The 26,531-nt window shown below is 68.4% G+C and carries 26 protein-coding genes; 16 read left to right on the top strand and 10 right to left on the bottom strand.

The window, feature by feature from the left end; all coding sequences use genetic code 11:
- The first annotated feature begins 146 nt into the window (after positions 1–146).
- A complete protein-coding gene (locus NK1_RS04425) occupies positions 147–419 on the top strand; it encodes an Rdx family protein (RefSeq protein ID WP_036504585.1) in 273 nt (90 codons plus the stop codon).
- A gap of 58 nt (positions 420–477) precedes the next feature.
- Positions 478–2,046 (top strand): carboxylesterase/lipase family protein, encoded by a 1,569-nt coding sequence (locus NK1_RS04420; RefSeq protein WP_063007261.1) that lies wholly within the window; start codon positions 478–480, stop codon positions 2,044–2,046.
- 6 nt (positions 2,047–2,052) lie between these two features.
- Here the strand turns inward: NK1_RS04420 and NK1_RS04415 are convergent, their stop codons facing one another.
- The 3 genes from NK1_RS04415 to NK1_RS04405 all read right to left on the bottom strand — a co-directional run bounded on the left by NK1_RS04415 (position 2,053) and on the right by NK1_RS04405 (position 5,607).
- The gene (locus NK1_RS04415; RefSeq protein WP_439955924.1) at positions 2,053–3,357 is read right to left on the bottom strand and encodes a cytochrome P450; all 1,305 of its coding nucleotides are present in this window, start codon (positions 3,355–3,357) and stop codon (positions 2,053–2,055) included.
- Between the two features lie 100 nt (positions 3,358–3,457).
- A complete protein-coding gene (locus NK1_RS04410) occupies positions 3,458–4,174 on the bottom strand; it encodes a TIGR03089 family protein (protein ID WP_063007295.1) in 717 nt (238 codons plus the stop codon).
- A complete protein-coding gene (locus NK1_RS04405) occupies positions 4,162–5,607 on the bottom strand; it encodes an LCP family protein (RefSeq protein ID WP_167354219.1) in 1,446 nt (481 codons plus the stop codon). The genes NK1_RS04410 and NK1_RS04405 overlap by 13 nt, the downstream gene beginning before the upstream one ends.
- Before the next feature lie 275 nt (positions 5,608–5,882).
- Here NK1_RS04405 and rfbD point away from each other — a divergent pair, with 275 nt between their 5' ends.
- The 5 genes from rfbD to NK1_RS04380 all read left to right on the top strand — a co-directional run bounded on the left by rfbD (position 5,883) and on the right by NK1_RS04380 (position 11,061).
- The gene (gene rfbD / locus NK1_RS04400; RefSeq protein WP_063007260.1) at positions 5,883–6,746 is read left to right on the top strand and encodes a dTDP-4-dehydrorhamnose reductase; all 864 of its coding nucleotides are present in this window, start codon (positions 5,883–5,885) and stop codon (positions 6,744–6,746) included.
- A 129-nt stretch (positions 6,747–6,875) separates the two neighbouring features.
- Positions 6,876–7,787: a glycosyltransferase family 2 protein gene (locus NK1_RS04395; RefSeq protein ID WP_063007259.1), complete on the top strand. Its 912-nt coding sequence runs from the start codon at positions 6,876–6,878 to the stop codon at positions 7,785–7,787.
- Positions 7,788–7,848: 61 nt separating this feature from the next.
- On the top strand, positions 7,849–8,922 hold the full coding sequence (manB, locus tag NK1_RS04390; RefSeq protein WP_062995279.1) for a mannose-1-phosphate guanylyltransferase: 1,074 nt from the start codon (positions 7,849–7,851) through the stop codon (positions 8,920–8,922).
- A gap of 73 nt (positions 8,923–8,995) precedes the next feature.
- A complete protein-coding gene (locus NK1_RS04385; RefSeq protein WP_063007258.1) occupies positions 8,996–9,568 on the top strand; it encodes a TetR/AcrR family transcriptional regulator in 573 nt (190 codons plus the stop codon).
- 41 nt (positions 9,569–9,609) lie between these two features.
- Positions 9,610–11,061: a phytoene desaturase family protein gene (locus tag NK1_RS04380; protein WP_063007294.1), complete on the top strand. Its 1,452-nt coding sequence runs from the start codon at positions 9,610–9,612 to the stop codon at positions 11,059–11,061.
- Positions 11,062–11,085: 24 nt separating this feature from the next.
- Here the strand turns inward: NK1_RS04380 and NK1_RS04375 are convergent, their stop codons facing one another.
- The 5 genes from NK1_RS04375 to NK1_RS04355 form a co-directional block, all read right to left on the bottom strand.
- The gene (locus NK1_RS04375) at positions 11,086–12,006 is read right to left on the bottom strand and encodes a cation diffusion facilitator family transporter (RefSeq protein WP_063007293.1); all 921 of its coding nucleotides are present in this window, start codon (positions 12,004–12,006) and stop codon (positions 11,086–11,088) included.
- A gap of 92 nt (positions 12,007–12,098) precedes the next feature.
- On the bottom strand, positions 12,099–13,334 hold the full coding sequence (gene manA / locus NK1_RS04370; RefSeq protein WP_063007257.1) for a mannose-6-phosphate isomerase, class I: 1,236 nt from the start codon (positions 13,332–13,334) through the stop codon (positions 12,099–12,101).
- Positions 13,334–14,533, bottom strand: a complete 1,200-nt coding sequence (locus tag NK1_RS04365) for an amino acid adenylation domain-containing protein (protein WP_063007256.1) — start codon at positions 14,531–14,533, stop codon at positions 13,334–13,336. The genes manA and NK1_RS04365 overlap by 1 nt, the downstream gene beginning before the upstream one ends.
- Positions 14,534–14,625: 92 nt before the next feature.
- The gene (locus NK1_RS04360; protein WP_063007255.1) at positions 14,626–16,008 is read right to left on the bottom strand and encodes a phosphomannomutase/phosphoglucomutase; all 1,383 of its coding nucleotides are present in this window, start codon (positions 16,006–16,008) and stop codon (positions 14,626–14,628) included.
- A 75-nt stretch (positions 16,009–16,083) separates the two neighbouring features.
- Positions 16,084–16,473, bottom strand: a complete 390-nt coding sequence (locus NK1_RS04355; RefSeq protein ID WP_036504562.1) for a DUF3499 domain-containing protein — start codon at positions 16,471–16,473, stop codon at positions 16,084–16,086.
- 149 nt (positions 16,474–16,622) lie between these two features.
- Here NK1_RS04355 and NK1_RS04350 point away from each other — a divergent pair, with 149 nt between their 5' ends.
- Positions 16,623–17,099, top strand: coding sequence for a metallopeptidase family protein (locus NK1_RS04350; protein ID WP_167354218.1), 477 nt, complete (start codon positions 16,623–16,625; stop codon positions 17,097–17,099).
- Positions 17,100–17,422: 323 nt separating this feature from the next.
- On the opposite strand, the gene NK1_RS04345 is transcribed toward NK1_RS04350, so the two are convergent.
- A complete protein-coding gene (locus NK1_RS04345; RefSeq protein ID WP_036504657.1) occupies positions 17,423–17,656 on the bottom strand; it encodes a WhiB family transcriptional regulator in 234 nt (77 codons plus the stop codon).
- A 582-nt stretch (positions 17,657–18,238) separates the two neighbouring features.
- Here NK1_RS04345 and cofD point away from each other — a divergent pair.
- The 8 genes from cofD to NK1_RS04310 all read left to right on the top strand — a co-directional run bounded on the left by cofD (position 18,239) and on the right by NK1_RS04310 (position 25,138).
- Positions 18,239–19,252: a 2-phospho-L-lactate transferase gene (gene cofD / locus NK1_RS04340; RefSeq protein WP_245660337.1), complete on the top strand. Its 1,014-nt coding sequence runs from the start codon at positions 18,239–18,241 to the stop codon at positions 19,250–19,252.
- Positions 19,249–20,652 carry a coenzyme F420-0:L-glutamate ligase gene (locus NK1_RS04335; protein ID WP_084460570.1) on the top strand — a complete coding sequence of 468 codons (1,404 nt, stop codon included), beginning with the start codon at positions 19,249–19,251 and terminating at the stop codon, positions 20,650–20,652. Before cofD ends, NK1_RS04335 begins: the two co-directional genes overlap by 4 nt.
- Positions 20,649–21,167, top strand: coding sequence for an NUDIX hydrolase (locus tag NK1_RS04330; RefSeq protein WP_063007254.1), 519 nt, complete (start codon positions 20,649–20,651; stop codon positions 21,165–21,167). Before NK1_RS04335 ends, NK1_RS04330 begins: the two co-directional genes overlap by 4 nt.
- 196 nt (positions 21,168–21,363) lie before the next feature.
- On the top strand, positions 21,364–22,590 hold the full coding sequence (locus tag NK1_RS04325; protein WP_063007253.1) for an alkane 1-monooxygenase: 1,227 nt from the start codon (positions 21,364–21,366) through the stop codon (positions 22,588–22,590).
- A gap of 67 nt (positions 22,591–22,657) precedes the next feature.
- The gene (locus NK1_RS33455) at positions 22,658–22,822 is read left to right on the top strand and encodes a rubredoxin (RefSeq protein WP_084460583.1); all 165 of its coding nucleotides are present in this window, start codon (positions 22,658–22,660) and stop codon (positions 22,820–22,822) included.
- Positions 22,819–23,004 (top strand): rubredoxin, encoded by a 186-nt coding sequence (locus NK1_RS04320; protein ID WP_030515012.1) that lies wholly within the window; start codon positions 22,819–22,821, stop codon positions 23,002–23,004. The genes NK1_RS33455 and NK1_RS04320 overlap by 4 nt, the downstream gene beginning before the upstream one ends.
- A 42-nt stretch (positions 23,005–23,046) precedes the next feature.
- Complete coding sequence (locus NK1_RS04315) at positions 23,047–23,676, top strand: TetR/AcrR family transcriptional regulator (protein WP_063007290.1); 630 nt, start codon at positions 23,047–23,049, stop codon at positions 23,674–23,676.
- Positions 23,677–24,034: 358 nt separating this feature from the next.
- Positions 24,035–25,138, top strand: coding sequence for an alkane 1-monooxygenase (locus tag NK1_RS04310; RefSeq protein ID WP_063007252.1), 1,104 nt, complete (start codon positions 24,035–24,037; stop codon positions 25,136–25,138).
- 8 nt (positions 25,139–25,146) lie between these two features.
- On the opposite strand, the gene NK1_RS04305 is transcribed toward NK1_RS04310, so the two are convergent.
- On the bottom strand, positions 25,147–26,502 hold the full coding sequence (locus NK1_RS04305) for a cation:dicarboxylate symporter family transporter (protein ID WP_063007251.1): 1,356 nt from the start codon (positions 26,500–26,502) through the stop codon (positions 25,147–25,149).
- Positions 26,503–26,531: the final 29 nt, after the last annotated feature.

Below are 26,531 nucleotides of genomic sequence, written 5' to 3'. Positions count from 1 at the left end.
AATCGGCTCGTAAAGAGTCGCCAGTGCTCTCCCACTACCATTACGGCAATACATTTCCGATTAGAACAGATAGCGAAGGAGTTGCCTCAAACGTGGACAGCCGCGCGGTGACTACCGGGAATCCGGTCCCTCACTAGGGTCACCGCATGGCACGAATCGCGATCGAATATTGCACGCAATGCCGGTGGTTACTGCGCGCCGGATGGATGGCCCAGGAGCTGCTGAACACCTTCGGCACCGACCTCGACGAGGTGGCGCTGATCCCCGGCACCGGCGGAGTCTTCCGGATCACCGTCGACGGTGAGCAGATCTGGGAGCGCAGAGCCGACGGTGGGTTCCCGGATATCGCAGGACTCAAACAGCGCGTGCGCGACCGCATCGATCCCGACCGCGACCTCGGCCACATCGATCGAGGTTGACGCGGTACGAATGATCTCGGACGTACTCTCGGTTACAGGGAGTACGAGGAGGTGCGAGATGAGCACTCAATTCTTCGAGGCGACTCCGGTCGAGGACACTGCCGGACCCGTCGCCCACACGACCAGCGGTGCGGTCCGCGGATTCCATACGGGATCCGTTCACGTATGGCGCAGCATCCCGTATGCCGCGGCGCCGGCGGGCCCCAAGCGGTTCGCGCGGCCGGAACCGCCCGAAGCCTGGTCGGGAGTGCGTGACTGCACCGAATTCGGCGAGATCGCCCCGCAGACCATGGGCGATATGGTGCCCGTGGACTCGGGGCTGCGCATGGGTGAGGACTGCCTGTGGGTCAATGTCTGGGCGCCGGCCGCCGAACCGATGCAGCCGCGTCCGGTGATGGTCTGGTTGCACGGCGGCGCCTACTGTCTGGGCACGGCCGCGCAGGCGATCTACGACGGCCGCCGGATGGTCGAGGCGGGCGATGTGGTGATCGTCGCGGTCAACTATCGGCTCGGCGCGCTCGGCTTCCTCGATCTGTCCTCGCTGGGCGACGGGTTCGTCGCCAATCTCGGCCTGCACGACCAGATCGCGGCACTGGAATGGGTGCGCGACAATGCCGCCGCCTTCGGTGGTGATCCGGGTAACGTCACCGTCTTCGGCGAATCCTCCGGCGCGGGATGCGTGACGGCGCTGCTGACCTCGCCGCGGGCCGCAGGCCTGTTCCACCGCGCCATCGCGCAGAGTCCACCGGCCACCACCGTCTTCGGTCCCGACCGGGCCGCCGGGGTGGCGAGCCGTTTCCTGGAATTGATGGACCTGCCGCCCGAACGCGCCCGGGAACTGCTGGAATGCCCCATCGAGCGGATCGTGGACGCGGCCGGTGTCCTGCTCGACGAGGTGCCGCTGCAGTCACCGGGACGCCTGGCCGCGGCGCCGGTGGTGGACGGCGATCTGCTACCCACCTATCCGACCGACCGTTTCCAGCAGGGCCGCTCGCATCGCGTACCGCTGATCATCGGCACCAACAAGGACGAGGCGTCACTGTTCCGCCTGTTCCGCTCGCCGATCATGCCGGTGACCCCCGATGCGGTGAACGCGATGCTCAATGCCGTCGCCGGAGAACATCCCGGGCTCTCGCACGAGCGCATCGCCGAGATCACCTCCGCCTACCCGGATCTGGCCAAGACGCGCGGTGCGCTGGCGATGTCGACCGATGCGGCGTTCCGGATGCCGGCGCACTGGGTCGCCGACGCGCATTCCCGGCACAGCCGCACCTGGATGTATCGCTTCGATCAGGCCACGCCGATGCTGAAAGCGGCGCGCGTCGGCGCCGGCCACGCCACCGAATTGCCGTACATCTTCGGCAATTTCGGCTCCTTCGATCACGATCCGACCTTCTGGCTGGGCGGTCGCAAGGTCGCGAGCGAGGTGTCGGGCCGGATGATGCGGCGCTGGCTGGCCTTCGCCGAACACGGGGTGCCCGCGGCGCTGGACGGCTCGAAACATTGGCCGCCCTACCGCGAATCCACCCGCACGACACTGGTCGTCGACGCTGTGGACCGGGTGCTCGACGATCCCGATCACGATCTGCACACCGCCTGGGGTGACCAGGCGGTCGGCTTCAGCTGAGCCGGCTCAGACGCTGCTGGGCTGTTCGGCGCGCTGACCGAGCAGCACCGGCAACCGGCTGTAGCCGTGCAGGGTGAACAGCGGCCGACGCTCGGGGCGACCGGCCAGCACGAGATTCGGGAATCGGTCGAACAGCGACCGCAGCGCGTAGGTGCCCTCCATCCGGGCGAGGCTGGCGCCCAGGCAGGCGTGGATACCGCTGGAGAACGTCAGGTGATCCTTGGCGTTGGCGCGCGTGACGTCGAAGCGGTGCGGTTCGGCGAACACCTTCGGGTCGCGATTGGCGCCGGACAGCGACAGCACCACCGTGCTGCCCTGATGCACCGTGATACCGGCCAGCTCCACCTCGCGCCCGGCGATACGGCCGGTGTTCTGGACCGGTGCGTCGAAGCGCAGAATCTCCTCGATCGCGTTGGGCCACAGCTGCGGATCCTCACGCAGCAGGTCCAGCTGATCGCGATGGGTCACGAGCTGGACGATGCCGTTGCTGATCAGATTGACCGTGGTCTCGAATCCGGCGCCCATCAGCAGTGTCGCCGAGGCCTTCAATTCGGTGTCGTCCAGCGTGCCGGAGCTCACCAGACCGGACAGGATGTCCTCGCCCGGTTCGCGACGCAGCCGCGCGATGTGCTCGTCGAGGTAGTGGTCCATCTCCACGATGGCCGCCGACGCGCCGCGGGTGGTGCGCCAGCTGATGCCGATATCGAGCATCGGCGAGACGGCGTCACCCCAGGCCAGGAAGCGGTCGCGGTCCGCGTCGGGGAAGCCGAGCATCTCGGAGATGATCGCGATCGGCACCTGGGAGGCGAAGTCGGCCACCAGATCCGCCGAACCGCCGGAGGGCAGGGCGTCGAGCAGTTCCGTGGTCACCGATTCGACGCGGTCGCGCAGCCGGGCGATCGCGCGCGGCGTGAATGCCGAGGCCACCGGTTTACGCATCCGGGTGTGGTCGGGCGGGTCGATCACCAGCATCGACGGCGGCTGCACCGGATTGGGCGGCAGCGTCGCCAGATCCATCAGCGGGCGCAGCGGTCCGGGCACGAAACCCTCGGCCGCCGCGACCTTGAAGGTGGTGTCGCGCAGGACGGTACGGACCAGCTCGTAATCGGTGGTCGCCCAGCCCAAGGGGGAGTGCACCAGCCGTCCCTGGTCGCGCAGGGATTCCAGCAGCGGTATCGGATCCTGGACCGCCTCGGGGCTCGACATCAGTTTCGCCAGGGTCTCGCCGCGGCGGGCATAGGTCTTCAAGGCCAGCCGCGGCGTGCCCTGTACCACCAACCACCGAAACCAGTACTGCGGCTTCATCGCCATCCCCGTTCGTCGTCCGGTTCGCTGACACCCACACTACGGAGTGGCGGGCGTCCCGAAAACGGACTGCGGGTGGATCGCCGTGCCCTACCCGGGTAGGAGATCAGGACCGGCGCGCGGTGACGCGTTCGGTGCCGATCCGGTGCTCGAGCCGAGCCGGATCGGGGGCGGTCACCTGCACCAGCGAGGCTCCGGCCGCGTATACCGCGAGCAGTCCGTCGATCAGGTGGGCGGTGGTGTCCCAGTCGGTGGTCGACAGCACCCGGTCGCTCGCGCCGAACCCCTGCCGTTCGGCCGAGGCCCGGGCCGCTGTCACGGTCTCGGCGACCGTGGCGCCGTCGAGGGCGGCGCCCGCGCCCGCCGGGTGGAACTGGTCACCGTGCCCACGCACCGACGTGGCGTAGTCGGTGATGCCGACCGGCAGATCGGCGACCGGCATACCCATCGGATCCAGCGACAGCGCGGCCACCTCGGCGATATCGCCGGCCTCGTCGATGCGTGCGGCCGAGACCAGCGCGAGTTCGGCATCCGTGTCCGGTCGTAGCACCACCTCGGTGCCGGCCCACCAGCAGCCCAGCAGGACCGCGGCCGTCTGCCAGTGCGCGGGCAGCAACACCGATACCCGCGCGCCCGGGGCGAGGCCGAATTCGTCGCGAATCATATTGGCGGTCTTGGCCGCCCAGTTCGCCAGCGTCAGGCCGGACAGTTCGATGCGGGCGCCGGTGCTGTCGTCGTAGTGGGTGATCCGCGGCGCCGCGGCGTCGCGGGCGAGGATCGGGCCGAGCAGGGCATCGGTGAGAGTGTCGTTCAGTTCACGCATTTCGGTCCGTTCTGGCCGGCGTCGATGGGAGGCGCGGGCGGCACCGGTGTCGCGGTGCCCGAGGCCGGCGAGGTTCCGGACATGTCGAACAGACTGCCGGCCGCCGAGCCCGGACCAGAGTAGTCATCGGCGAGCACCACGCGCACCGCACCCTCCGGCACATCCTGTTCGGCGACCACGGTCAGGCCGCCGAGTGCCTCGGCGACCGCCTTGGCCTTGGGGTCGGAACTCGCGGCGGCGAGCACCCGGCTGCTGCGCACCGGCGCCCCTGTCCAGTTCCCGACGGCTCCGGTGTGAAAACCCTTCCCGGTCAGCGCCTGTGCGACCTGGCCGGCCAGACCGCCGGTGCTGCCGGCGTTGTAGACGTCGGCGGTGACCGAACTCGGCGCCGCCGGGCGGTCGTCGTCGTGAACGTCGGTGGTGGCGCCGACCGCCGCCGCGACGTAGGACTTCACCGATTTCGGGTCTACCTTCACCACCGATTCGCCGTCGGCGGTGGTTCCGTCGAGATCCTGCACCGGAATGGTCTCGAAATTCACCTTTCCGCCGGACAGATCCTGCAGCTGATGCATGAAGGCCACCACATCCCAGTCCTCGTCGAGCACGATCGTGCGCCCGACGGCATCGGCGAGTACGCGCAACTTCCCGGGATTGGCGAGGATTCGGGCGTTGAGGGCCTTGTTCACCAGCGAGGCCATGAACACCTGCTGGCGCACGATGCGATCCAGGTCGCCGCGCGGCAGATCGTGGCGCTGACGCACGAAACTCAATGCCTGCGCCCCGTCGAGCCGTTGCTGTCCGGCGGGGAAATCCGCGCCCGAGAGCGGTTCGTCCACCGCGTTGTTCAGGCAGACGTCCACCCCGCCCACGGCATTGGTGAGCAGCACGAATCCGAGCAGGCCCACCTCGGCGTAATGGTCGACGGTGACTCCGGTGAGGTTGGCGACCGACTTGATGAGTGCCTGCCGGCCGGCCTGGGTGGACTTCTGCTCGATCTGGGAATCCGAGAGGCCCTGCGCGGCGAATTTCTGCCGCGCGTTCTCCTTGGTCGCGCCGTAGGCGGAGTTGATCTTGCCCTTGCCGATACCGGGGATGTCGACATAGGAATCGCGGGGAATCGAGATCGCGGTCGCCGACCGGCCGTCGTTGGGCACCCGGATCAGCACGATGGTGTCGGTGTTGGTGCCGACCTCGTCGCCGGCGTGCAACATCGCCCGCTCCTGGTCGCTGAGCGGATTGCCGTGCGCGTCGGTGCGGCTGTCGATACCGACCATCAGGATGTCGACCGCACCGTCGTGGCCGCCGCCGAGGCCCAGGTTGCCGATCCGCTCGATGCCGGAGATCAGGGAATCCACGCTGTGCCAGCCGAATCCGGTGACGATGAACACCACCGCCGCGGCGGCCACGGCGAGTATCCGCCCGGGACGATTCACCCCGGGACCCGAACTCGGGCGAACGCCGCGAGCTCGCGGGATGCGGCCGCCGGGCAGTGGTGCTCCGGCGCCGCGGGGCGGCGACGAGGCACTTCTGTTCTGCGGCACTCCGTATTCCTTTTCCACGCTCGATCGACCCCCGTTCGAGAATCTGCCCGCGTAGCCCACCGCCTCCGATACCGGTGGCGTACCGGGGAGTTCCCGGATTCGAGGCTATCCAACCAGTGCGCCCGCACCGCTGAACCGCTGTTGGCGTGGCGTGCCAGACTTGCCGGATGAGTCCCGATTCCCAGTCCCGGCTCGTGATCACCGGCGCCGGCGGACAGCTCGGCCGGGCGTTGCGCACGGCGGCGCCCGCGGCCCTCGCCCTGGGGCGTGCCGATCTCGACATCACCGACGCCGAGGCCGTGTGCGCCGTCGTCCGTCCGGGCGACGTGGTGCTCAACTGTGCCGCCTACACCGCCGTCGACGCCGCCGAGTCCGAGCACGACGCGGCGTACGCGGGCAATGTCACCGGGCCGGCGGTCCTCGCGGCCGCCTGCCGCGTGGCCGGCGCGCGACTGATCCACATCTCCACCGATTACGTCTTCGACGGCACCGCGTCGGATCCGTACGAGCCGGACGATCCGACCGGCCCGGCAAGTGTGTACGGCCGTACCAAACTGGCCGGTGAGCAGGCCGTGCTCGGCGAATATCCGCAGGCCACGATCGTGCGCACGGCGTGGGTGTACACCGGCGACCGCGGTGACTTCGTGGCGACGATGCGACGGCTCGAGGCCGAACGCGAGACGATATCGGTCGTCGACGACCAGATCGGATCGCCCACCTATGCACCCGATCTGGCCCGGGGCTTGCTGGAACTCGTTGCGCGGCAGCCGATTCCGGGTGTGCTGCACGCGAGTAATGCGGGCGCGGTCAGTCGCTTCGGGCTGGCGCGGGCGGTGTTCGCCGAACTCGGGGCCGATCCCGAGCGGGTGCGGCCCTGCGGTACCGCCGATTTCCCGAGTCCCGCACGGCGCCCGGCATATTCGGTGCTGTCGAATCGGGCATGGGCGCAGGCCGGTCTCACGCCGTTGCGGGAGTGGCGGGCGGCGCTGGCCGATGCGCTGGCTCGGCCGTCGGATCGGACGCAACCGTGATCGTTGCTGCTCGCCGCCGTGTGAATTACCGGCCGTGAGCCGCGCCGCCGGCCGTCAGCCTGATAAGCCCCTGTGGGTGGTTGTGCTCGGGTGCCTACTCCGGCCTCTCACCCATTAGGCTGGCCTTCCGTGAGCGCTTCGGATTCAGCCCCTTCCGCGGACCGTACCCCTCAGCTGGCGGTGGTCACCGTAACCTATTCGCCGGGCGAGCATCTCGACCACTTCATCAGCACACTCGCGACCGCCACCGCGGAGAAACCGCAGGTGATCCTCGCCGACAACGGCTCGACCGACGGCGCTCCCGAGCTGGCCGCGGAGGCCAACGAACACGTCACACTACTGCGCACCGGCGGCAACATCGGCTACGGCGGCGCGGTGAACCGGGCGGTCGCCGAACTCGATCCCGATATCGAATACGTGATCATCGCCAATCCGGATGTGCGCTGGGGCACCGATTCCATCGATCGCCTGCTGGCCGCCGCCCGGCGCTGGCCGCGCGCGGGTGCGCTCGGCCCGCTGATCCACGAGCCGGACGGCAGTATCTATCCCTCCGCGCGCCGGGTGCCGGGCCTGCTCGACGGCGCGGGCCACGCGATCCTCGGCACGATCTGGCCGGGTAATCCCTGGACGCGGCGGTACCGGCAGGAGAACGAGGAGATCGCCGAGCGTACGGTCGGCTGGTTGTCGGGGTCGTGCCTGCTGGTGCGGCGCGACGCGTTCGACAGCATCGACGGCTTCGACTCGCGCTACTTCATGTACATGGAGGATGTCGACTTCGGCGACCGGATGGGCAAGGCCGGCTGGCACAACGTCTTCGTGCCGGGCGCCGAGGTCACCCATGCCAAGGGTCACGCGGCCGGGCGGCATCCGGAGACCATGTTGCCCGCCCATCACGCCTCCGCCTATCGTTTCCAGGCCGACCGTCATCCGCACTGGTGGCAGGCCCCGCTGCGATGGGCGTTGCGGGCCGGACTTGCGATTCGCTGCAAACTTGCGGTTCGATCTGCGCTGCGCGAGCGCGACCGCGAAGCGCAGCGATAACGCGTGGACCGAACCTGAAAAAGGGGAAGACTGATGCCGGACAATTCGGGAGGGAGCGGGCGTGGACACCGCAACTGATGCCGTGATCCTGGTCGGTGGCCAGGGCACCCGGCTGCGCCCGCTGACGCTCTCGGCGCCGAAACCGATGCTGCCGGTCGCCGGTCTGCCGTTCCTGCACCATCTGCTGGCCCGGATCGCCGATGCCGGCATCACCCATGTGGTGCTGGGCACATCGTTCAAGGCGGAGGTCTTCGAGGAACATTTCGGCGACGGCGCCGAGCTCGGCCTCGACCTCGAATACGTCACCGAGACCGAACCGCTGGGGACCGGCGGCGGCATCCGCAACGTGCTGCCGAAGCTGCGCGCCGACAACGTGATGGTCTTCAACGGTGACGTCCTCGGCGGCGCCGATCTGGGGGCCGTTCTCGACACGCACGCCTCGACCCGTGCCGATGTGACCCTGCATCTGGTCCGCGTCGGTGATCCGCGCGCCTTCGGATGCGTGCCCACCGACGAGACCGGCCGGGTCACCGCCTTCCTGGAGAAGACCCAGGATCCGCCGACCGACCAGATCAACGCCGGCTGCTACGTCTTCCGCCGTGAGTACATCGAGAAGATCCCGAGTGGCCGCCCGGTATCGGTGGAGCGCGAGGTGTTCCCGTCGCTGCTGGCCGAGGGCGCCCACATCCAGGGGCATGTCGACGCCTCGTACTGGCGCGATATGGGGACGCCCGAGGATTTCGTGCGCGGGTCCGCCGATCTGGTGCGCGGGATCGCGCCCTCGCCGGCGCTGCCGGGGCAGCGCGGGGAATCGCTGGTCCACCCCGGTGCCGGTGTCGCGCCGGGCGCGCTGCTGATCGGCGGCACGGTCGTGGGACGCGGCGCCGAGGTCGGCGCCGGTGCGCGACTCGACGGTGCGGTGCTGTTCGACGGCGCCCGGGTCGAGGCCGGGGCCACCGTGGAGCGCTCGATCATCGGATTCGGTGCGCGCATCGGGCCGCGGGCGCTGGTCCGTGATGCGGTGATCGGTGACGGCGCCAGCGTCGGCGCCCGCTGTGAGTTGCTGCGCGGTGCCCGCATCTGGCCGGGCGTCGATCTGCCCGACGGCGGGATCCGCTTCTCCACCGACGTCTAGGTCCGGCGATCGCTCGCCGTCGCCCTACCGCGCATCGGTACCGAGGCAAATCTAGCGTTGCTAGAATTTCGGTATGACGGTTCAGGAACGCAAGGAACGCGAACGCGCCCAGCGCCGGCAGGCGATCATCGACAGTGCGCGTGAACTGGCCGAATCCGACGGCTGGGATGCGGTGACCGTGCGCCGGCTCGCCGAGCGCATCGAATACAGCCAGCCCGTGCTCTACAGCCACTTCTCGGGAAAGCGGGCAATCGTCTCGGCCGTGGCCGAGGAGGGGATCGGCCAGTTGCGGGATGTGCTCCGCGCCGCCCACGAGCAGGCCGACGGCCCCGGTGCCGCGATGGAGGCGGTCGCCCGGGCCTATCTGAATTTCGCGGCCGACAACGCCGCCCTCTACGACGCCATGTTGCTCCTCGACACCGAACTGCCCTTCGGTCCCGACGCACCCCAGACCCTGCGCGACTGTTTCGAGGAGCTCGAGCGGTTGTTCCGCCCGCTGGTCCCCGAAGCCGCCACCGGGGCCTACACCGAGGTGTTCTGGAGCACGCTGCACGGGCTGGCGGCGCTGGACCGCAGTCATCGCCTCCGCCCGGATCTGTGGGAACAGCGCATGGACGTGCTCATCCGCTGGGCCACCCGGAGTTGATCCACTGAGCCCCTCGGTTTCCGGGCCCTACAGTGGTGCTCATGGCGGACGCGGTGGTGGTCGGCTCCGGGCCCAACGGTCTGGCCGCGGCGGTGCTGCTGGCTCGCGCGGGGCTCGAGGTGGAGGTGTTCGAAGCCGCGCATAGTGCCGGTGGCGGCTGCCGTACCGCGGAGCTCACCCTGCCCGGATATCACCACGACGTGTGCGCGGGCGCGCATCCGATGGCGCTGGCATCCCCGTTCTTCCGCGCCTTCGATCTCGGCGCGCACGGCGTCGAATTGGTGACTCCCGCGATCTCCTACGGACATCCGCTCGACGGCGGGGTCGCCGCGTCGGCCTGGCGGGATCTGGACCGGACGGTCGAGGGGCTGGGCCGCGACGGTGCGACGTGGCGGCGCCTGTTCGCCCCGCTGGTGCGACAGTGGGAGGCGGTGGTGGAGCTCGGGATGTCGGACCTGCGCCATATTCCTCGTGATCCATCGTCCGCGCTGCGCTTCGGCCGCCGACTGTTCGAGCAGGCATCTCCGCTGTGGGACCTGCGTTTTCGCGAGGAACGTGCGGCGGCACTGTTCACCGGGGTGAGCGCGCACGCCATCATGCCGCCGCGGCAGTTCTCGGCGGCCGGCGTGGCGTTGCTGCTGGGCACCCTCGGCCATGTGGGCGGCTGGCCGATTCCGCGCGGCGGCTCGCAGGCCATCGTCGATGCGCTGATCGCCGATCTGGAACGCCACGGCGGGCGCGTCCACACCGGGCACCGCGTCGATTCACTGGACGAATTCGCCGGTGTGCGAACGGTTCTGCTCGACACCGCGCCCACGGAACTGCTGCGGATCGCGCGAGTGCCCACGGTGTATCGAAACCGGTTGCAGCGCTATCGATTCGGCGGTGCGGCATGCAAGGTGGATTTCGCCCTGTCGGGTCCGGTGCCGTGGCAGGCGACGGAGCTGGCGGCCGCGGGCACCGTCCATGTCGTCGGCACGCGAGCCGAGGCGATGGCCGTCGAACGTCTCGTCGCGTCGGGCCGGCACGCCGAGCGGCCGTACGTTCTGGTGATCCAGCCGGGCGTGGTCGATTCGTCCCGGGCTCCCGGCGGCAACCACACGCTCTACGCCTATGCCCACGTACCCAACGGATCCGGCCGCGACGTGAGTCGCGACGTCGTCGCGCAACTCGAACGCTTCGCCCCCGGCTTCCGTGATCTGATCCAGGCCACTCATGTGCGTCCGGCGGCACGCATGCCCGCGCACAACGCCAACTATGTCGGCGGCGATATCGCGGCCGGCGCGATGACCCTGGCCCAGACGATCTTCCGCCCGACTCCGCGCTGGAATCCTTACGCCACACCACTTCCCGGCGTGTACCTGTGCTCCGCGGCGACGCCGCCGGGTCCCGGCGTGCACGGCATGTGCGGCATGCACGCCGCGACCCGTGCGCTGCGCGAGCGGTTCGGCATCCGCGCCGACCCGGCCGTCCTGCTCGGCGCGACGAGCTGAGCCGCACGTCGCGCATCCGCGGGTCTACACCGGCTGGGTGCGGTACAGATCCGGCTCGATGTACATCACCCGGGCGGCGGGGACGGCCGCCCGCACCCGGGCTTCGGCGTCGTCGATCGCGGCGGCGATATCGGCGATCTCCAGTCCGGGCACGATCGACACCTTCGCCGCCACGAGCATCTCCTCCGGGCCGAGGTATTCGGTGCGCAGGTGGATGACCCGGTCGATGCGCTCGCCGTCGACCAGCTGCGCGCGGATCGCCGCGTCCTGTGCGGGCGTCGCACCCTCGCCGATCAGCAGGCTCTTCATCTCCACGATCAGCACGACCGCGATGACACCGAGCAGCAGGCCGATACCGAGGGTGCCGATGCCGTCCCAGATCGCGTTGTCGGTCACCACCGTCAGAATCACCGCGGCCAGTGCGATCAGCAGACCGATGAGCGCACCGGTGTCCTCGAGCAGCACCACGGGCAGTTCCGGGCTGCGCGAGTTGCGGATGAACCGCCACCAGCTCGCACCCTCGCGCAGTGGTGCGGATTCCCGCATCGCGGTCATGAAGCTGTAACCCTCGAGCGCCGACGCGATAGCCAGGATCACGATCGCCACCAGGGGGGAGGTCAATTCCTCCGGATGCTGGATCTTGTGCACACCCTCGTAGATCGCGTACATCGAGCCGAGGGAGAACAGCACCAGCGCCACGACGAACGAGTAGAAGTAGCGGTTGCGCCCGTAGCCGAACGGATGCAGATCGTCGGCCTCCTGCTCGGCACGCTTCTGCCCGAGCAACAGCAATCCCTGATTACCGGTGTCGGCCACCGAGTGCACGGCCTCGGCCAGCATCGATCCGGAACCGGTGATCGCGGCGCCGACGAATTTCGCCACCGCGATACCGGCATTCGCGCTCAACGCCGCGAAGATCGCCTTCTTCCCGCCACCAGCAGACATGGTGCAGCCCCGGTCCTTTCGTCCCCGGCGCACGCCGGTAGATGTCCGATTTGTTCGATCAATCTACTAAAGCGGCCGAACCGGCCGCGCCCTCACTCGCCCACACACGCGCAGAACAGCTGCGCGGGGCCGCCGAGAGCTCGCGCCCGGATATCGGTATCGGTGGCCGAGATCCACGCGGCGCTGCCGGCGGCGATCGGCAATTCGTTCCCGGCCTGCGACAGCGCCACGGTGCCGGCCGTCACCAGCATGATGCCGGGTCCGACCCGCGGAATGTCGACCGCCGCGGCATCCTCGGGTAATTCGAAGCGTCGCAGCGCGAACTCCGGGGCGGGCGTCGGGTACCGGAACGAGTTCTCATCGACCGGTTCGGGTTCGATGATCGGCGTGCGCAGCGGTTCGAAATCGAGCACCCGCAGCAGCTCGGGCACGTCGACGTGCTTGGGAGTGAGCCCGCCGCGCAGCACATTGTCCGAATTGGCCATGATCTCGACGCCCATACCGCGCAGATAGGCGTGCAGGCTGCCGGCGGCCAGGAACAGGCCCTGTCCGGGTTCCAGTGTCAACCGGTTCAGCAGCAGGGCCGCCAGCACTCCGGCATCACCGGGATACGCCTCGGCCAGCTCCAGGGTGGTGCGCGCTTCGGCCGCGAATTCCTTGGCCTGCCTGGGGGATTCGAGCGGGTCGACCTGTTTGAGATAGCGCACGCATCCGTCGAGGACCTTCGGCAGCAGGGTGGCCAGCATGGCCTGCGGCAGGGTGATCCAGGTGGTGAACAGAGCGCGCAGGCCGCCCGAATCCGGCTGGGCGGCAAGCAGTTCGGTGTACTGCACCAGCTCCGGCACGGCCAGTGAGTTCAGCAGGTCGACGGTGCGCAGCGGATCGCGGAAACCGGCCAGCGCCTCGAAGCGGTCGAGTGCCACCACCAGTTCGGGTTTGTGGGAGTCGTCGCGGTAGTTGCGCATGGGGGAATCCAGCGGCACCCGCGTGTGGTTCTCCCGTTCGAATCCGTAGCGGGCCTGATCGGCGCTGGGATGCGCCTGCAGCGACAGCGGTTCCTCGGCGGCCAGGATCTTCAGCAGGAACGGCAGGCGGCCGCCGAATGCCGAGGCCACGGCGCCCAGCTCCCGGTTCGGCTCGGCCTCGAGCAGTTCCAGCAGCGAACGACCGGTGCCGTCGGCGAGGACCTTCGCCGGGTCGGCGGGGTGGGCGCCGAACCACAGTTCGGCCTCGGGATGGGGGGAGGGAACCTCCCGGCCGCACAGCTGAGCGAGTGCGGTGCGAGATCCCCAGGCATAGGAACGCAACGCACCAACGAGTTCGTGCACTAGTAGTGGCCCCCGTCGTAGTGGGCGGGACGGCTCGCGGCTGGGGGGCCGCCGAGCAGACGCAGATAGGCGGCGGCCATTTCCAGCCGCAGCACCAGCACCGCCAGTTGTTCCAGCTCGCTGCCGCGCCCGGTCGCCGGCGCCTGGGGTTCGCCCGCACCGGTATCGCGCGGCACACTCGCCTCGGTGCGCATCAGCTCGATGTCGACGTTGACCAGATCGGCGTCGACGATGCCCGCGCCCGCGCCGAAGACGGCCAGCCGGCGCCGGGCCGCGACCTGATCGCCGTCGGCGCTCACCACGAACACCCGGGCCCGATCGACCGGGGCCGGCCCGTCCAGTTGCTCGTCGTGGAACAGCGGATCGTAACCGGGTGCGGTCGTCTCCGCGGATTCGATCAGTCGCGCGTTCGCGGCCACGGCCTCGGTGAGGTCGACGGCGGCCGCGATCTGTCCCGCCGTCTGCAACAACACCTCGGCGCCGTGCTCGGCCACCACCGCGGCGGCGGGGGAATCGCCGGTCAGCACCAGCCGCCGTTCCCGCATCCGCGCGGCGAGGGTTTTGGCGGGGTTGTGGAAGACCTCGTGGTGCGGGCCGTCGCGCAGCGCCTCGGCATCGAGCACGTCGGCGAGCTGATCGAGGTTCGGGACCAGCGGCCCGATATGCAGCGGGTCGACGGCCTGCAGCACCGCGATGCCGACCGCGACGAATCGCAGCATCCGGTTGTGGTCGAGCACGCGGATCCGCGGCGGCAGCATGGCCGCGCGTCCGGCGGCCGCGGCTCGCATCGGACCCTCGTCGGGCGCGGCGACCACGACTTCGGCGCCGCGGCGCAGCGCTCGGTCGACGGCGCCGGTCAGTCGCGGATCGGCCGAGTCGTCACCGGCGACGACCACCACGTCCAGCGAGCCGACCCACTGCGGAATCGTGGTGGCGCTGATGATGGGCAGCCCCGCGCTGTCGCCGAACGCGGCCTGCAGCAGAGTGGCCGCGCGGGCCGCGCGCCCGGTGCCGGAGACCAGCACCAGACTTCGCGGCCGCAGACCGTCGAGCCGGCTGAGCGCGTTTTCGGCGACGGCGGCCGCGGTGGCACGCACCTGGGCGCCTCCGGAGGCGGCCGAACGGAGAATTCCCCCGGAGTCCGCGGCCTCCAACGAGGCGACGTCATCGAGGTCGAGTACGGGTGTCCCTGCGATCATCGGGCGTTGCCACCTCCCCTCAATCGGGTCACCACGCCGGGGGATGTCGTTGTCCCCGGGCGAATCCAAGCCCTGTGATTCCACTATTCCAGTCAGCCGCGCACGATGCTCAGAATCTCGGTCACGAGTGCGTCTACTTCCTCCTGCGAACGGGCCTCGACGTTGAGTCGCAACAACGGCTCGGTGTTGGATGCGCGCAGATTGAACCACGCCTGTCCGGGCAGCCGTACGGTCACGCCGTCGAGCCGGTCCACCGATTGCGCGCGCCCTTCGAATGCGGTGACCACCGCCAGGGTTCGCTCCTGCGCATCCGCCACTGTGGAGTTGATCTCGCCGGAGGCCGCGTACGTCGCGTACGAGGACGCGAGCTCCGACATCGGCCGGTCCTTCTCGCCCAGGGCAGCCAGCACGTGCAGAGCGGCCAGCATACCGGAGTCGGCACCCCAGAAGTCGCGGAAGTAGTAGTGGGCGGAATGCTCGCCGCCGAAGATCGCGCCGGTCGAGGCCATCTGCTGCTTGATGAAGGAATGGCCGACGCGGGTGCGCACGGGCGTGCCGCCGAGTTCGGTGACCAGTTCGGGCACGGCCTGCGAGGTGATCAGGTTGTGAATGATCGTGGCGCCCGGCTCTTTCGCCAGTTCGCGCTCCGCGACCAGCGCGGTGATCGCGGAGGGGGAGACCGGTTCGCCGCGCTCGTCGACGACGAAGCAGCGGTCGGCGTCACCGTCGAATGCCAGGCCGATGTCGGCGCCGGTCTCGCGGACGTACTTCTGCAGGTCGACCAGATTCTTCGGGTCCAGCGGGTTCGCCTCGTGATTGGGGAACGATCCGTCGAGTTCGAAGTAGAGCGGGGCGATGGTCAGCTGCGGCACCGCACCGAGCACGGCGGGGACCGTATAGCCGCCCATCCCGTTACCGGCGTCCACGGCGATCTTCAGCGGCCGGATCGCGCCGAGATCGACCAGCCCGCGCAGGAATTCGGCATAGGCATCGAGCAGGTTCTGTTCGGTCGCGGTGCCGCGGGTGCCCGGTCCGGCCGGCACGCCCTCGACGAGTTCCTCGGCGATGGTCGCGAGCCCGGTCTCCTGGCCGACCGGCAGCGCGTTGGCCCGGCACAGCTTGATGCCGTTGTAGCGGGCGGGGTTGTGGCTGGCGGTGAACATGGCCCCGGGGCACCGCAGATGGCCGGAGGCGAAGTAGAGCTCGTCGGTGGAGGCGAGCCCGATGTGAACCACGTCGAGGCCCTGATCGAGGACGCCGTCGGCGAAGGCGGCGGCCAGTCCCGGGGAGGAGTCGCGCATATCGTGACCGATGACGATGCGCGTGGCGGGGGTGGTGTCGGTGCGCATCAGCCGGGCGAAGGCCGCGCCGACGTCGCGGACGAATTCCGCGTCGATCTGCTCCCCGACAACCCCGCGAACGTCGTATGCCTTGACAACTGCGTGAACGGACTCGGCAGACCGGGCGACTGTCATGACCAACACCCTAATAGGGCCGCGTGCCGGTCCGGGCTTCAGGCCGGTCGCGCGTGTGCGGCGCGTGGTGCGGGCTCAGTTCGGGGGATCGGGTAGCACCCGTAGATGGCCGCGACGGCCGGTGCGGCCGGGCCGCTGGGGTCGCGCCGGGGGCGGGGCGTACTCGCTGTAGCCGCGCTGTTCGGGTTCCGGTGCGCGGCGTCGCATCCCGGCTTCACGGACGGCCTCGGCCAGTGCGGTCAGGTCGTCGTCGTCCGGTGTGCTGGAGGAGAATCCGCCTTCGTGCCGGACCAGTTCCCAGCCCTTGGGGGCGGTGATGCGGGAGCCGTGGGTTTCGCACAGATCCCAGGAGTGCGGTTCGGCGACGGTGGCGAGGGGGCCGACGACTGCGGTGGAGTCCGAGTAGACATAGGTGAGCGTCGCGACGGCCGGATTCTTGCAGCCTGGGCGGCAGCAACGACGCATGGGAATCACATCCAGCAGACTAACCCCCCACGCCGTGTGTCGCAGACAGACACGCGGGCCGGTCCCCGGCCACTTCGGGTCGCGCGGGGCTCCGGCTCCGGGGAGATCACGTGGCCTCGGTGCCGGCGTGGTGACTACTGTCGCAAGGTATGACCCGATCGAAGAGGCGGCCGGTGACGACCCGTTCGGTGGTTCGCCGCGGCCGCGGCGTGCGCGGACCGATGCTGCCGCCCTCGGCGCCCGCGCGCCGCACCCGCGGCCAGCAGTTCGACCGCCTGGTGCTGGAGGCGTTCGCCCCGCTGGACGCCCGCTGGCACGATCGCCTGACCAAACTCGACATCGCGGTCGACGACGTCCCCAAGATCCGTCCGCTGCACCCGGATTCGGTCACCTGGCCCGACGAGGTGGTCGCCGACGGCCCGGTCCCGCTCTCCCGCCTGATCCCGGCCGGAGTCGACCGCCACAACGTAGCCACCCGAGCCCGAGTGGTCCTGTTCCGCAAACCCCTCGAACTCCGCGCTCACGACCCGGAAGACCTGCTGGACCTGTTGCGTGAGGTATTGGTCCAGCAGCTAGCCACCTACCTGGGCGTAGATCCGGAGATCATCGACCCGACAGGGGAGTAGGCATGGAAGCGGCCGGTCACCGCGTTCGCCGATGAGAACGAACGCCGGGCGACCATGAACGAACGGCGGGCAACCAAGAACGAAGTGCCAGGCGGCCATGCACGAGTACCGGGCAACCGATCACGAGTGCCGGGCGCCCCACTTCCCGTCGCCCGCCCCGCCCCGCCGAAGCGAAGCGAGGCGAACAGGGAAACCGGACAACAGATTTCGCGAGCACATGGGTAACTCACCGGGCACGCCCAGAACCCGACCAGCCCCACGACCGCCGGCCCGAAGCAACACTCACCCGGCTCTCACGGCACGCTGAATACCCGGAGAGGCGGCTACGAGATGCCGCGCTTGAGGCGGCGGCGTTCGCGTTCGGACAGACCGCCCCAGATACCGAACCGCTCGTCGTGGGCGAGTGCGTATTCCAGGCACTCGTCACGGACCTCGCAGCCCAGGCAGATCCGTTTGGCTTCCCTTGTGGAGCCGCCTTTTTCGGGGAAGAAGGCTTCCGGATCGGTTTGAGCGCACAGCGCCCGTTCCTGCCACTGTTCTTCGATGGTGTCGAACATCGCATCGAAGTCGGTGACGATGAGACTCAGCTGCGGTGGTTCGGGTTTGCGCTGAGTGCGCGCCCACTGCCCTCCCTGCGGAGTTCTGTCGAGCGATCCCGATTCGTTGTTCACCGTGCTGCCCCCCTCTCGTTCGTCGTTCCGGCTGTCAGCGCAGTCGCTTGGTGCTGCGCATGCTGTGGAATCGGTTTGCGATACACCGCCCGGAATGCCCGACGGGGCCAGCTCCTCGGCCATCGCTCCGCCTCCTCACTGTGTGTTAGCGCAGAATGATTTTTCCGTCGGACCGGACGTGCCCACCGACGGTCCCACACCGCGACGTAGTCCCGCGGACATCCCCGAGCTTGTCGTTCCGATGCGAACATGCGTTCGAAACGCGGTCTGCGCCAAAGGCTCTCGCGCGGACCCGGAATGACATGTCTGTGATTAGACACGCCGGACGCGTCGATGGTCAAGCTGCCGACACAATTCCGTTACTATCCGAGGCCGCCTTCGACGCGGTTCGGTAACCTCGAAGTAGCAAATGACCAGCAAATACGCACTCGAACCCCCACTTCCGGGCACCGCATAGGCTGTGCGGATGTGACTGGAGAACAAGCGGACATCGCGGCCGAGATCGAGCGGATTGATCGTAAACCGCGCATTGCGGTGTTGGTCGGTGGAGTCGGCGGCGCGCGCTTCTTACAAGGTGTGCGGGAACTGCTGCCGGAAGCGGATGTAACGGCGCTGGTGAACGTCGGCGACGACGTCTGGATGCACGGTTTACGCATCTGTCCCGACCTGGACACCTGCATGTACACGCTGGGTGGGGGTATCGATACCGAGCGCGGCTGGGGCCGGGTGGGAGAAACCTGGCACGCCAAGGAGGAACTGGCGAAATACCGCGCGCAACCGGATTGGTTCGGACTCGGAGATCGCGATATCGCGACGCATCTGGTGCGCAGTGAAATGCTGCGCGCGGGATACCCGCTCTCGGCGGTTACCGAAGCGCTGTGCAATCGCTGGCAGCCGGGTGTGAAACTTCTCCCGGCAACCGACGATCGGTGCGAAACGCACGTCGTGATCAGTGACCCCGACAGCCCTGGCGAACGCCGCGCGATTCATTTCCAGGAGTGGTGGGTACGGTACCGAGCAAACGTCGAGACCCATGGATTCGTCACAATCGGGGCGGATCAAGCCAAACCTGCCCCTGGTGTGACGGAAATCATAGAGGGTGCTGATGTGGTGCTGCTGGCCCCCTCGAACCCCGTGGTGAGCATCGGTGCGATCCTCGCCGTGCCGGGTATCCGGGGCGCGTTGCGGACCACTTCCGCCAAAGTCGTCGGTTTATCGCCCGTGATCGGGGGAAAACCCTTGCGCGGCATGGCCGATGAATGCCTCGAGGTGATCGGTGTGGAAACCTCGGCCGAGGCCATCGGACGGCACTTCGGCGCCCGGTCGGACACCGGCATCCTCGACGGCTGGCTCATCCACTCGACCGACGAGGCCGATGTGCCGGGTGTGGAGGTGCGCAGCGTGCCGCTGCTGATGAGCGATCCCGCCGCCACCGCCGCGATGGTGCGGGAGGCGCTCGACATCGCGGGGGTGCCGGCATGAGCGATCAGGCGCGGAGGCGGGAGCGGAGCGTAACCACGCAGCGCCCAGATCAGGCGCGTAACACCGACCATGCGCCCGGCGGGGAGATCAGGATCATCCCCGTGCCGGGACTACCGGAATTCCGGCCGGGTGACGATGTCGCGGAACATATTGCGGCCCAGGCCCCCTGGCTCGCCGACGGCGACGTGCTGGTCGTGACGAGCAAGATCGTCGCCAAGGCCGAGGGACGCATCGTCGAGGCGCCCCGGGACCCGGACGAACGCGATGCCGTGCGTCGCAAACTCGTCGATGCCGAGGCGGTGCGGGTGCTGGCGCGCAAGGGGCGCACCCTCATCACCGAGAATCACATCGGCATCGTGCAGGCTGCCTCCGGGGTCGACGGTTCGAATGTGGAGCAGGGCGAATTGGTCCTGCTGCCAACCGATCCCGATGCCAGCGCGGCAGCGCTGCGGGCGGCGCTGGCACAGCGGCTGGGCGTCGACGTCGCGGTGGTGATCACCGACACGATGGGCCGGGCCTGGCGCATCGGCCAGACCGACGCGGCGATCGGTGCCGCCGGTCTGCGTGTCGTGCACGACTATGCCGGCGCGGTCGACGGGCAGGGCAACGAGCTGCAGGTCACCCAGGTGGCGGTGGCCGACGAACTCGCGGCCGCGGCGGATCTCGCGAAGGGCAAGCTGGGCGGCGTGCCGGTCGCGGTCGTGCGCGGGCTGACTCCGCACGACGACGGATCCACCGCCAAGGATCTGCTGCGCGGTGGCGAGGAGGATCTGTTCTGGCTCGGCACCGCCGAGGCGATCGAGCAGGGCCGCCGGGAAGCGCTGCTGCTGCGCCGTTCGGTGCGGACCTTCGCCGACACCCCGGTCGATCCCGAGGTGATCCGCGCCGCGGTCGGCGACGCGCTCACCGCGCCCGCTCCGCATCACACCCGGCCGGTGCGATTCGTCTGGGTGCGGCAGCCGGAGCTGCGCGCGCGTCTGCTGGATTCGATGGCGGCGCAATGGCGCAACGACCTCGGTGCCGACGGCCTCGATCCCGATCGGGTGGAGCGCCGGGTGGCACGCGGCCGGATCCTGTTCGACGCACCCGAGGTGATCATTCCGTTCTGTGTCCCCGACGGAGCGCACGATTATCCGGACGAGCGCCGTCGCGCCGCCGAGTCGACCATGTTCACCGTCGCGGTCGGTGCGGCTGTGCAGGGGTTGCTGGTCGGTCTGGCCACGCGCGGTGTCGGCAGCTGCTGGATCGGCTCGACCATCTTCGCGCCCGAGGTGACTCGCGAGGTCCTGGGTCTGGCGCCGGACTGGAAACCGTTGGGCGCCATAGCCGTCGGCTATCCGGAGGAGGAGCTTTCGCCGCGCCCGCCGCGCGAGGCGGGAACGGGTCTGGTCGAGCTGTGAGTACCGAGTCGTTGCATGCCTCGGCCACCGAGCTGCTCGAAAGCTGGAAGCCCGCAACGCATCCGGAACAGTCCGTGCGGGAGGCGATGCTGGCATTCCTGGGTTCGGCGCCGCGCGGCTGTCTGCGTGAACACGCACCCGGTCACATCACCGCCTCGGCGGTGGTGTTCTCGCACGACGAGCGCGAGGTGCTGCTGACGCTGCATCCGCGGGTCGGCCGATGGATCCAGCTGGGCGGTCACTGCGAGCCGGGTGACGAGACCGTGGTCGACGCCGCGCTGCGGGAGGCGACCGAGGAGTCCGGGATCGCCGGACTGGAGGTCGAGCCCGGGCTGTACGGCGCGCAGGCCCACCCGATCACCTGCTCGCTCGGGGTGCCGACTCGTCACCTGGATCTGCTGTTCAAGATCCGCGCGCCGCGCGGCGCGGTTCCGGTGCGCAGCGCGGAGTCGACGGATCTGCGGTGGTGGCCGGTCGACGCGCTGCCCGCCGATTCGGACGTGCTGCTGCGCTGAATCGATCATCGGCATCGACCATCGAGGGCGGGACGGACTGCGGCGCAGTCCGTCCCGCCTCGTCGTTGTCGACTGTCACAACGTGTTTACAAATCAGCAAAAATGTATAGACGCGCGACAGGTGCAGGCATATTGTCCACGGTAATGGTTACCCACATCACAGTGGATGTGGCAGCTGTATCGAATGGAGACGACGATGTCGACCGAAGCCGGAACCGCCGACGGCCTGCTCGACTCGGGCTGGCGTGACCGCAAGCGCTATCTGTGGTTGTGGGGCCTGTTCGCGCCGACGGGACTGTTCATCATCGGACTCCCGCTCATCTGGGGACTCAACGAACTGGGCTGGCACACCCTCGCGAAGGTGCCGTTCTGGCTCGGCCCGATCCTCATCTATCTGGTCATCCCCGCCGCCGACCTGTTCTTCGGCGCCGACGGCGAGAATCCGCCGGACGAGGTCATGGAGTATCTGGAGAACGACCGGTACTACCGCTACCTCACCTACATCTACCTGCCGTTCCAGTACGCGTCGCTGGTCATGGCGTGCTATCTGATCACCGCGGACAACCTGAGCTGGCTCGGCATCGACGGCGGCCTGACCGTCGTGGACAAGATCGGCTTGGCCCTGACGGTCGGCATGGTCGGCGGCATCGGCATCAACACCGCGCACGAACTCGGGCACAAGAAGGTGCATCTGGAACGCTGGCTGTCGCGGATCGCGCTGGCGCAGACGTGCTACGGCCACTTCTACATCGAGCACAATCGCGGCCATCACGTGCGGGTGGCAACGCCGGAGGATCCCGCGAGTTCCCGTGTGGGTGAGTCGTTCTGGGCGTTCTGGCCCCGCACGGTGTGGGGCAGTCTGCGCTCCGCGTGGGGGCTCGAGCGGACCCGGCTGGAACGGCTCGGGAAGCGACCGTGGAGCCTGCACAACGATGTGCTCAGCGCGTGGGCGATGTCGCTGGTGCTCTACGCGGCGCTGGTGGCCGGCTTCGGACTCGAGGTCCTGCCGTATCTGGTGTTGCAAGCGGTGGTCGGCTTCAGCCTGCTGGAGGCGGTCAACTATCTGGAGCACTACGGTCTGCTGCGGCAGCGCACGGCTCGCGGGCGGTACGAACGGCCGACACCGCGGCACAGCTGGAACAGCGACCACCTCGTCACCAATATCTTCCTGTACCACCTGCAGCGGCACAGCGATCACCACGCCTATCCGACCCGGCGCTATCAGACCCTGCGCAGCTGGGACGGGGCGCCGAATCTGCCGAGCGGCTACGCCAGCATGATCCTGCTGGCCTACTTCCCGCCGCTGTGGCGGCGCGTGATGGACAAGCGCGTCGTGGCCCACTATGACGGCGACCTCACTCAGGCGAACGTGCAACCGCGCAAGCGGGACAAGGTCCTCGCGCGCTACCAGGAGGCACGGTGAGCGACAATCGCGCAGCGGCTCGCCGTGCCGACCGGGTTCGGGTGTCCCGCATGACACAGGAGGCGTGATGGGCGCTTTTCGTTGCCCTGTCTGCGATTACGTCTACGACGAGGCGAAAGGTGCTCCGCGGGAAGGGTTTCCGGCGGGCACCCCATGGGAGTCGGTGCCGGACGACTGGTGCTGCCCGGACTGCGGGGTACGGGAGAAGATCGATTTCGAGGAGGTACGGTGAGTCGGCCCTATCGGATTTTTCAGTGCATCCAGTGCGGCTTCGAATACGACGAGGAGCAGGGCTGGCCGGACGAGGGTATCGCGCCGGGGACGCGCTGGGAGGACATTCCCGACGACTGGACGTGTCCGGACTGTGGGGCGGCCAAGGCCGACTTCTTCATGGTCGAGATCGAACGTTCGTGAGTCGTTTTGACTGCGGAAGCCGCCCGTGACACCGTCGCGGGTATGCCGCGTAACGGATCCCGGGTCCCGTATCAGGAAGCGGCGCGCACCCTGTTGCGCACGTCGGTCCTCGATGCGATGCGCGAACTGCTGATCGAGCGGGACTGGGCCAAGATCACGCTCGGCGACGTCGCGACGCGGGCCGGGGTGAGCCGGCAGACGCTGTACAACGAATTCGGCTCCCGGACGGGGCTGGCGCAGGCCTATGCGCTGCGGCTGGCGGATCACCTCGTGGACCATGTCGGAACGGCCATCGCGGACAACGTCGGTGATGCGCGGGCGGCGTTCCGCGAAGGTCTGGCAAATTTCATCCTCGACAGTGCGGCCGACCCGCTGGTGCAGTCGCTGGTGGTCGGTGAGGCCAAGCTGGATCTGCTGCGGCTGATCACGCTCGACGCCGGTCCGCTCATCGAACATGCCGCCCGGCGCTTGGCCGCGGCCTTCGAAAACAGCTGGGTGGGGGCATCGGCGGCGGAGGCCGATGTGCTCGCCCACGCCCTGGTGCGCATCGCCATCAGCTACATTCCGACCCCGGCCGCACTGCATCGCGACGCCCCGGAGGAGTTGAGCAGACTGCTCGCACCGTATGTGGAGGCGATTCTCGCCGCCCGGGACCGGACCGGCGGCCGGTAGCCCGAAATCCGTCCTGTGACAGATAACGATTCGTTCCGGCGCCGGTTGGGGTGCCGGACGGCAACCGCACCGGCCTCCCGCGGCCGGAACGACGGGGACGAACAGTCACTGACCTGCGTGGTCTCGGTGGAAACGGTGGTTGCTCACCCGGTGCGGCGCAGCGGATTCGGGCCCACGCTGTCTGTGACTTCGGGTCCGCGTGTGTAACGGTCACCACTTTGCGGGTTTGAACCGGGCGTAACGGCCTCGGAGCCGCTACATATTTACCTGGCAGGAGTCCAGGTAAATTCAAGTGGGGCAATCAGTGCAAACGGTCGGCAAACGCTCGGGTTCGGCTGATCCCAAGAAGCATCTATGGATGTTGGGATTGATCGCCCCGGGCTGCGCATTGCTCCCTTCCCAGCTGGTCGCCCGGACCGGCGTCGAGGCGTTCTGGTGGATCGGGCCGATCATCGTGCTGATCGTGATACCGCTGCTGGACTGGTTCGTCGGCGAGGACGGCACCAACCCGCGCGACGAGGATTACGAGCGGCTCTCCCACGATCGCTACTACCGGTGGTGCACCTATCTGTTCCTGCCCATCCAGCTGACCGGACTGGTGATCGCGGCCTACATGTGGTCCGGTGACGAACTCGGCGTGGTGGACAAGCTGGGACTGGCGGCGACGCTCGGTTTCGTCAGCGGTATCGGCATCAACGCCGCGCACGAGCTGGGGCATCGGGTGGAACGGCTGGAACGATGGCTGGCCAAGCTCGCGCTCGCGCAGTCGGGATACGGGCATTTCTTCGTCGAACACAACAAGGGCCACCACGCCCGGGTGGCCACCCCGGACGATCCGGCCAGCGCCCGCTTGGGCGAATCGCTCTGGATGTTCCTGCCGCGCAGCATCTTCGGCGGACTGCGCTCGGCGATCCGGCTGGAACGCGACCGGCTGCACCGTAAGGGCCTCGGCTGGTGGAACGTGCGCAACAACATCCTGCAGGCGTGGTCGATGACGGCGGTGCTCTACGGCGCGCTGCTGGCGGTGTTCGGCCCCGGTATGCTGCCGTATCTGCTGCTGCAGGCCGTGATCGGCTTCGGCCTGCTGGAAACCGTGAACTACGTCGAGCACTACGGGTTGCTGCGCCGCCGTCTGCCCGGTGGCCGCTGGGCGCGCTGCTCGCCGGCCGACAGCTGGAACTCCGACCGGCTGGTCACCAATATCTTCCTGTTTCACCTGCAGCGCCACAGCGACCATCACGCCAATCCGGGACGCCGGTACCAGACGCTGCGCAGTACCCAGGAGGCCCCGCAACTTCCCGCGGGCTACGCGACGATGATTCTGCTGGCCACCGTCCCGCCGCTGTGGCGACGGGTGATGGATCCGAAGGTGGCCGCGCACTACGCGGGCGATCTCGGCCGAGCCAATATCGCGCCGCGCAAGCGGGAGCGCACCCTGCCCGTCTACCGGCTCGCGGGATAGTCGCGGCGTCAGACGGGGACCAGTTCGGTTCGTTCGGCGGTTCCGGATGCTTCGGCGGGTTCGGTGTCGACCATCGTCGTCTCGTCGAAGGGCAGTTCCCGGTCCAGCACGGCGCGCAGCCGGACGTCGTCGATGGTCTTCGTCCAGGTCCCGACGAGGACGGTGGCGACGGCATTGCCCGAGAAGTTCGTGATGGCACGGGCTTCCGACATGAACCGGTCGATCCCGACGATCAGGCCCACCCCGTCCAGCAGATCCGGGCGATGGCTCTGCAGACCACCGGCCAGGGTGGCCAGTCCCGCTCCGGTCACCCCCGCCGCGCCCTTGGAGGCGACGATCATGAACACCAGCAGGCCGATCTGCTGCCCGAGCGAGAGCGGCTTACCCATCGCGTCGGCGATGAACAGCGAGGACATCGTCAGGTAGATCGCGGTGCCGTCGAGGTTGAACGAATATCCGGTCGGGACGACGATGCCCACGGTCGAGCGCTCGACACCGAGGTGTTCCATCTTCGCGATCAGCCGCGGCAGCGCCGATTCGGAGGACGAGGTGGAGAAGATCAGCAGATATTCGCGCGCCAGGTAGCGAACCAGCTTGACGATCGATACGCCCGAACTCACCCGCAGCAACGCGCCCAGTACGCCGAAGACGAAGACCAGGCAGGTCAGATAGAAGGCGAGCATCAGGGCCGCGAGCTGTTTCACCGCATCCAGGCCGGTGGCCGCCACCACGTTCGCGATCGCGCCGAAGGCACCGATCGGTGCCAGCCACAGGATCATGGTCAAGATCTTGAACACCAGCTTCTGTACCAGCCCCACCGCGCGCAGGATCGGTTCGCCCTGCGTGCCCATCGCCTGCACGGCGAAGCCGACGAGCAGGGCCACGAACAAGGTCTGCAGCACGCTGCCCGCGGTCAGCGACGACAGCAGCGATGTCGGGATGATGCCTTCCAGGAAGTGCCAGGTGCCGCCGGCGCTTTCGGCCTGCTTCACGTAACCGGCCGCCGCGCCGACGTGTTCGTGGACGTTCAGCCCACTGCCCGGCCGCAGCAGATTGCCGACCACGAGACCGATCGTCAGCGCCACCGTCGACATGACCAGGAAGTAGCCGAGCGCCAGGCCGCCGATCTTGCCGACCCGCGCCGCGGCCCGCACCGAACCGATACCGAGCACGATCGTGCAGAAGATGACCGGCGAGATCATCATCTTGATCAGGTTGACGAACATGGTGCCCAGCTCGCCCACCGACTTCCCGAAGCCGGGCGCCAGCCAGCCGACGAGTACGCCGGCCACGACCGCCACGATGACGGCGAGATAGAGCCAATGGGTACGGTCGCGACGGTGCGTCCGTGTCGTGTCGCTCATGATGTGCCTCCGGTGCTGCCCGATCTGTG

This window comes from Nocardia kruczakiae NBRC 101016, from assembly GCF_001612965.1.
In the GTDB taxonomy this organism is placed as follows: Bacteria; Actinomycetota; Actinomycetes; order Mycobacteriales; family Mycobacteriaceae; genus Nocardia; species Nocardia kruczakiae.
Note: the sequence above shows the minus strand (reverse complement) of the source record. Positions and strands in the feature narration are given on the sequence as shown.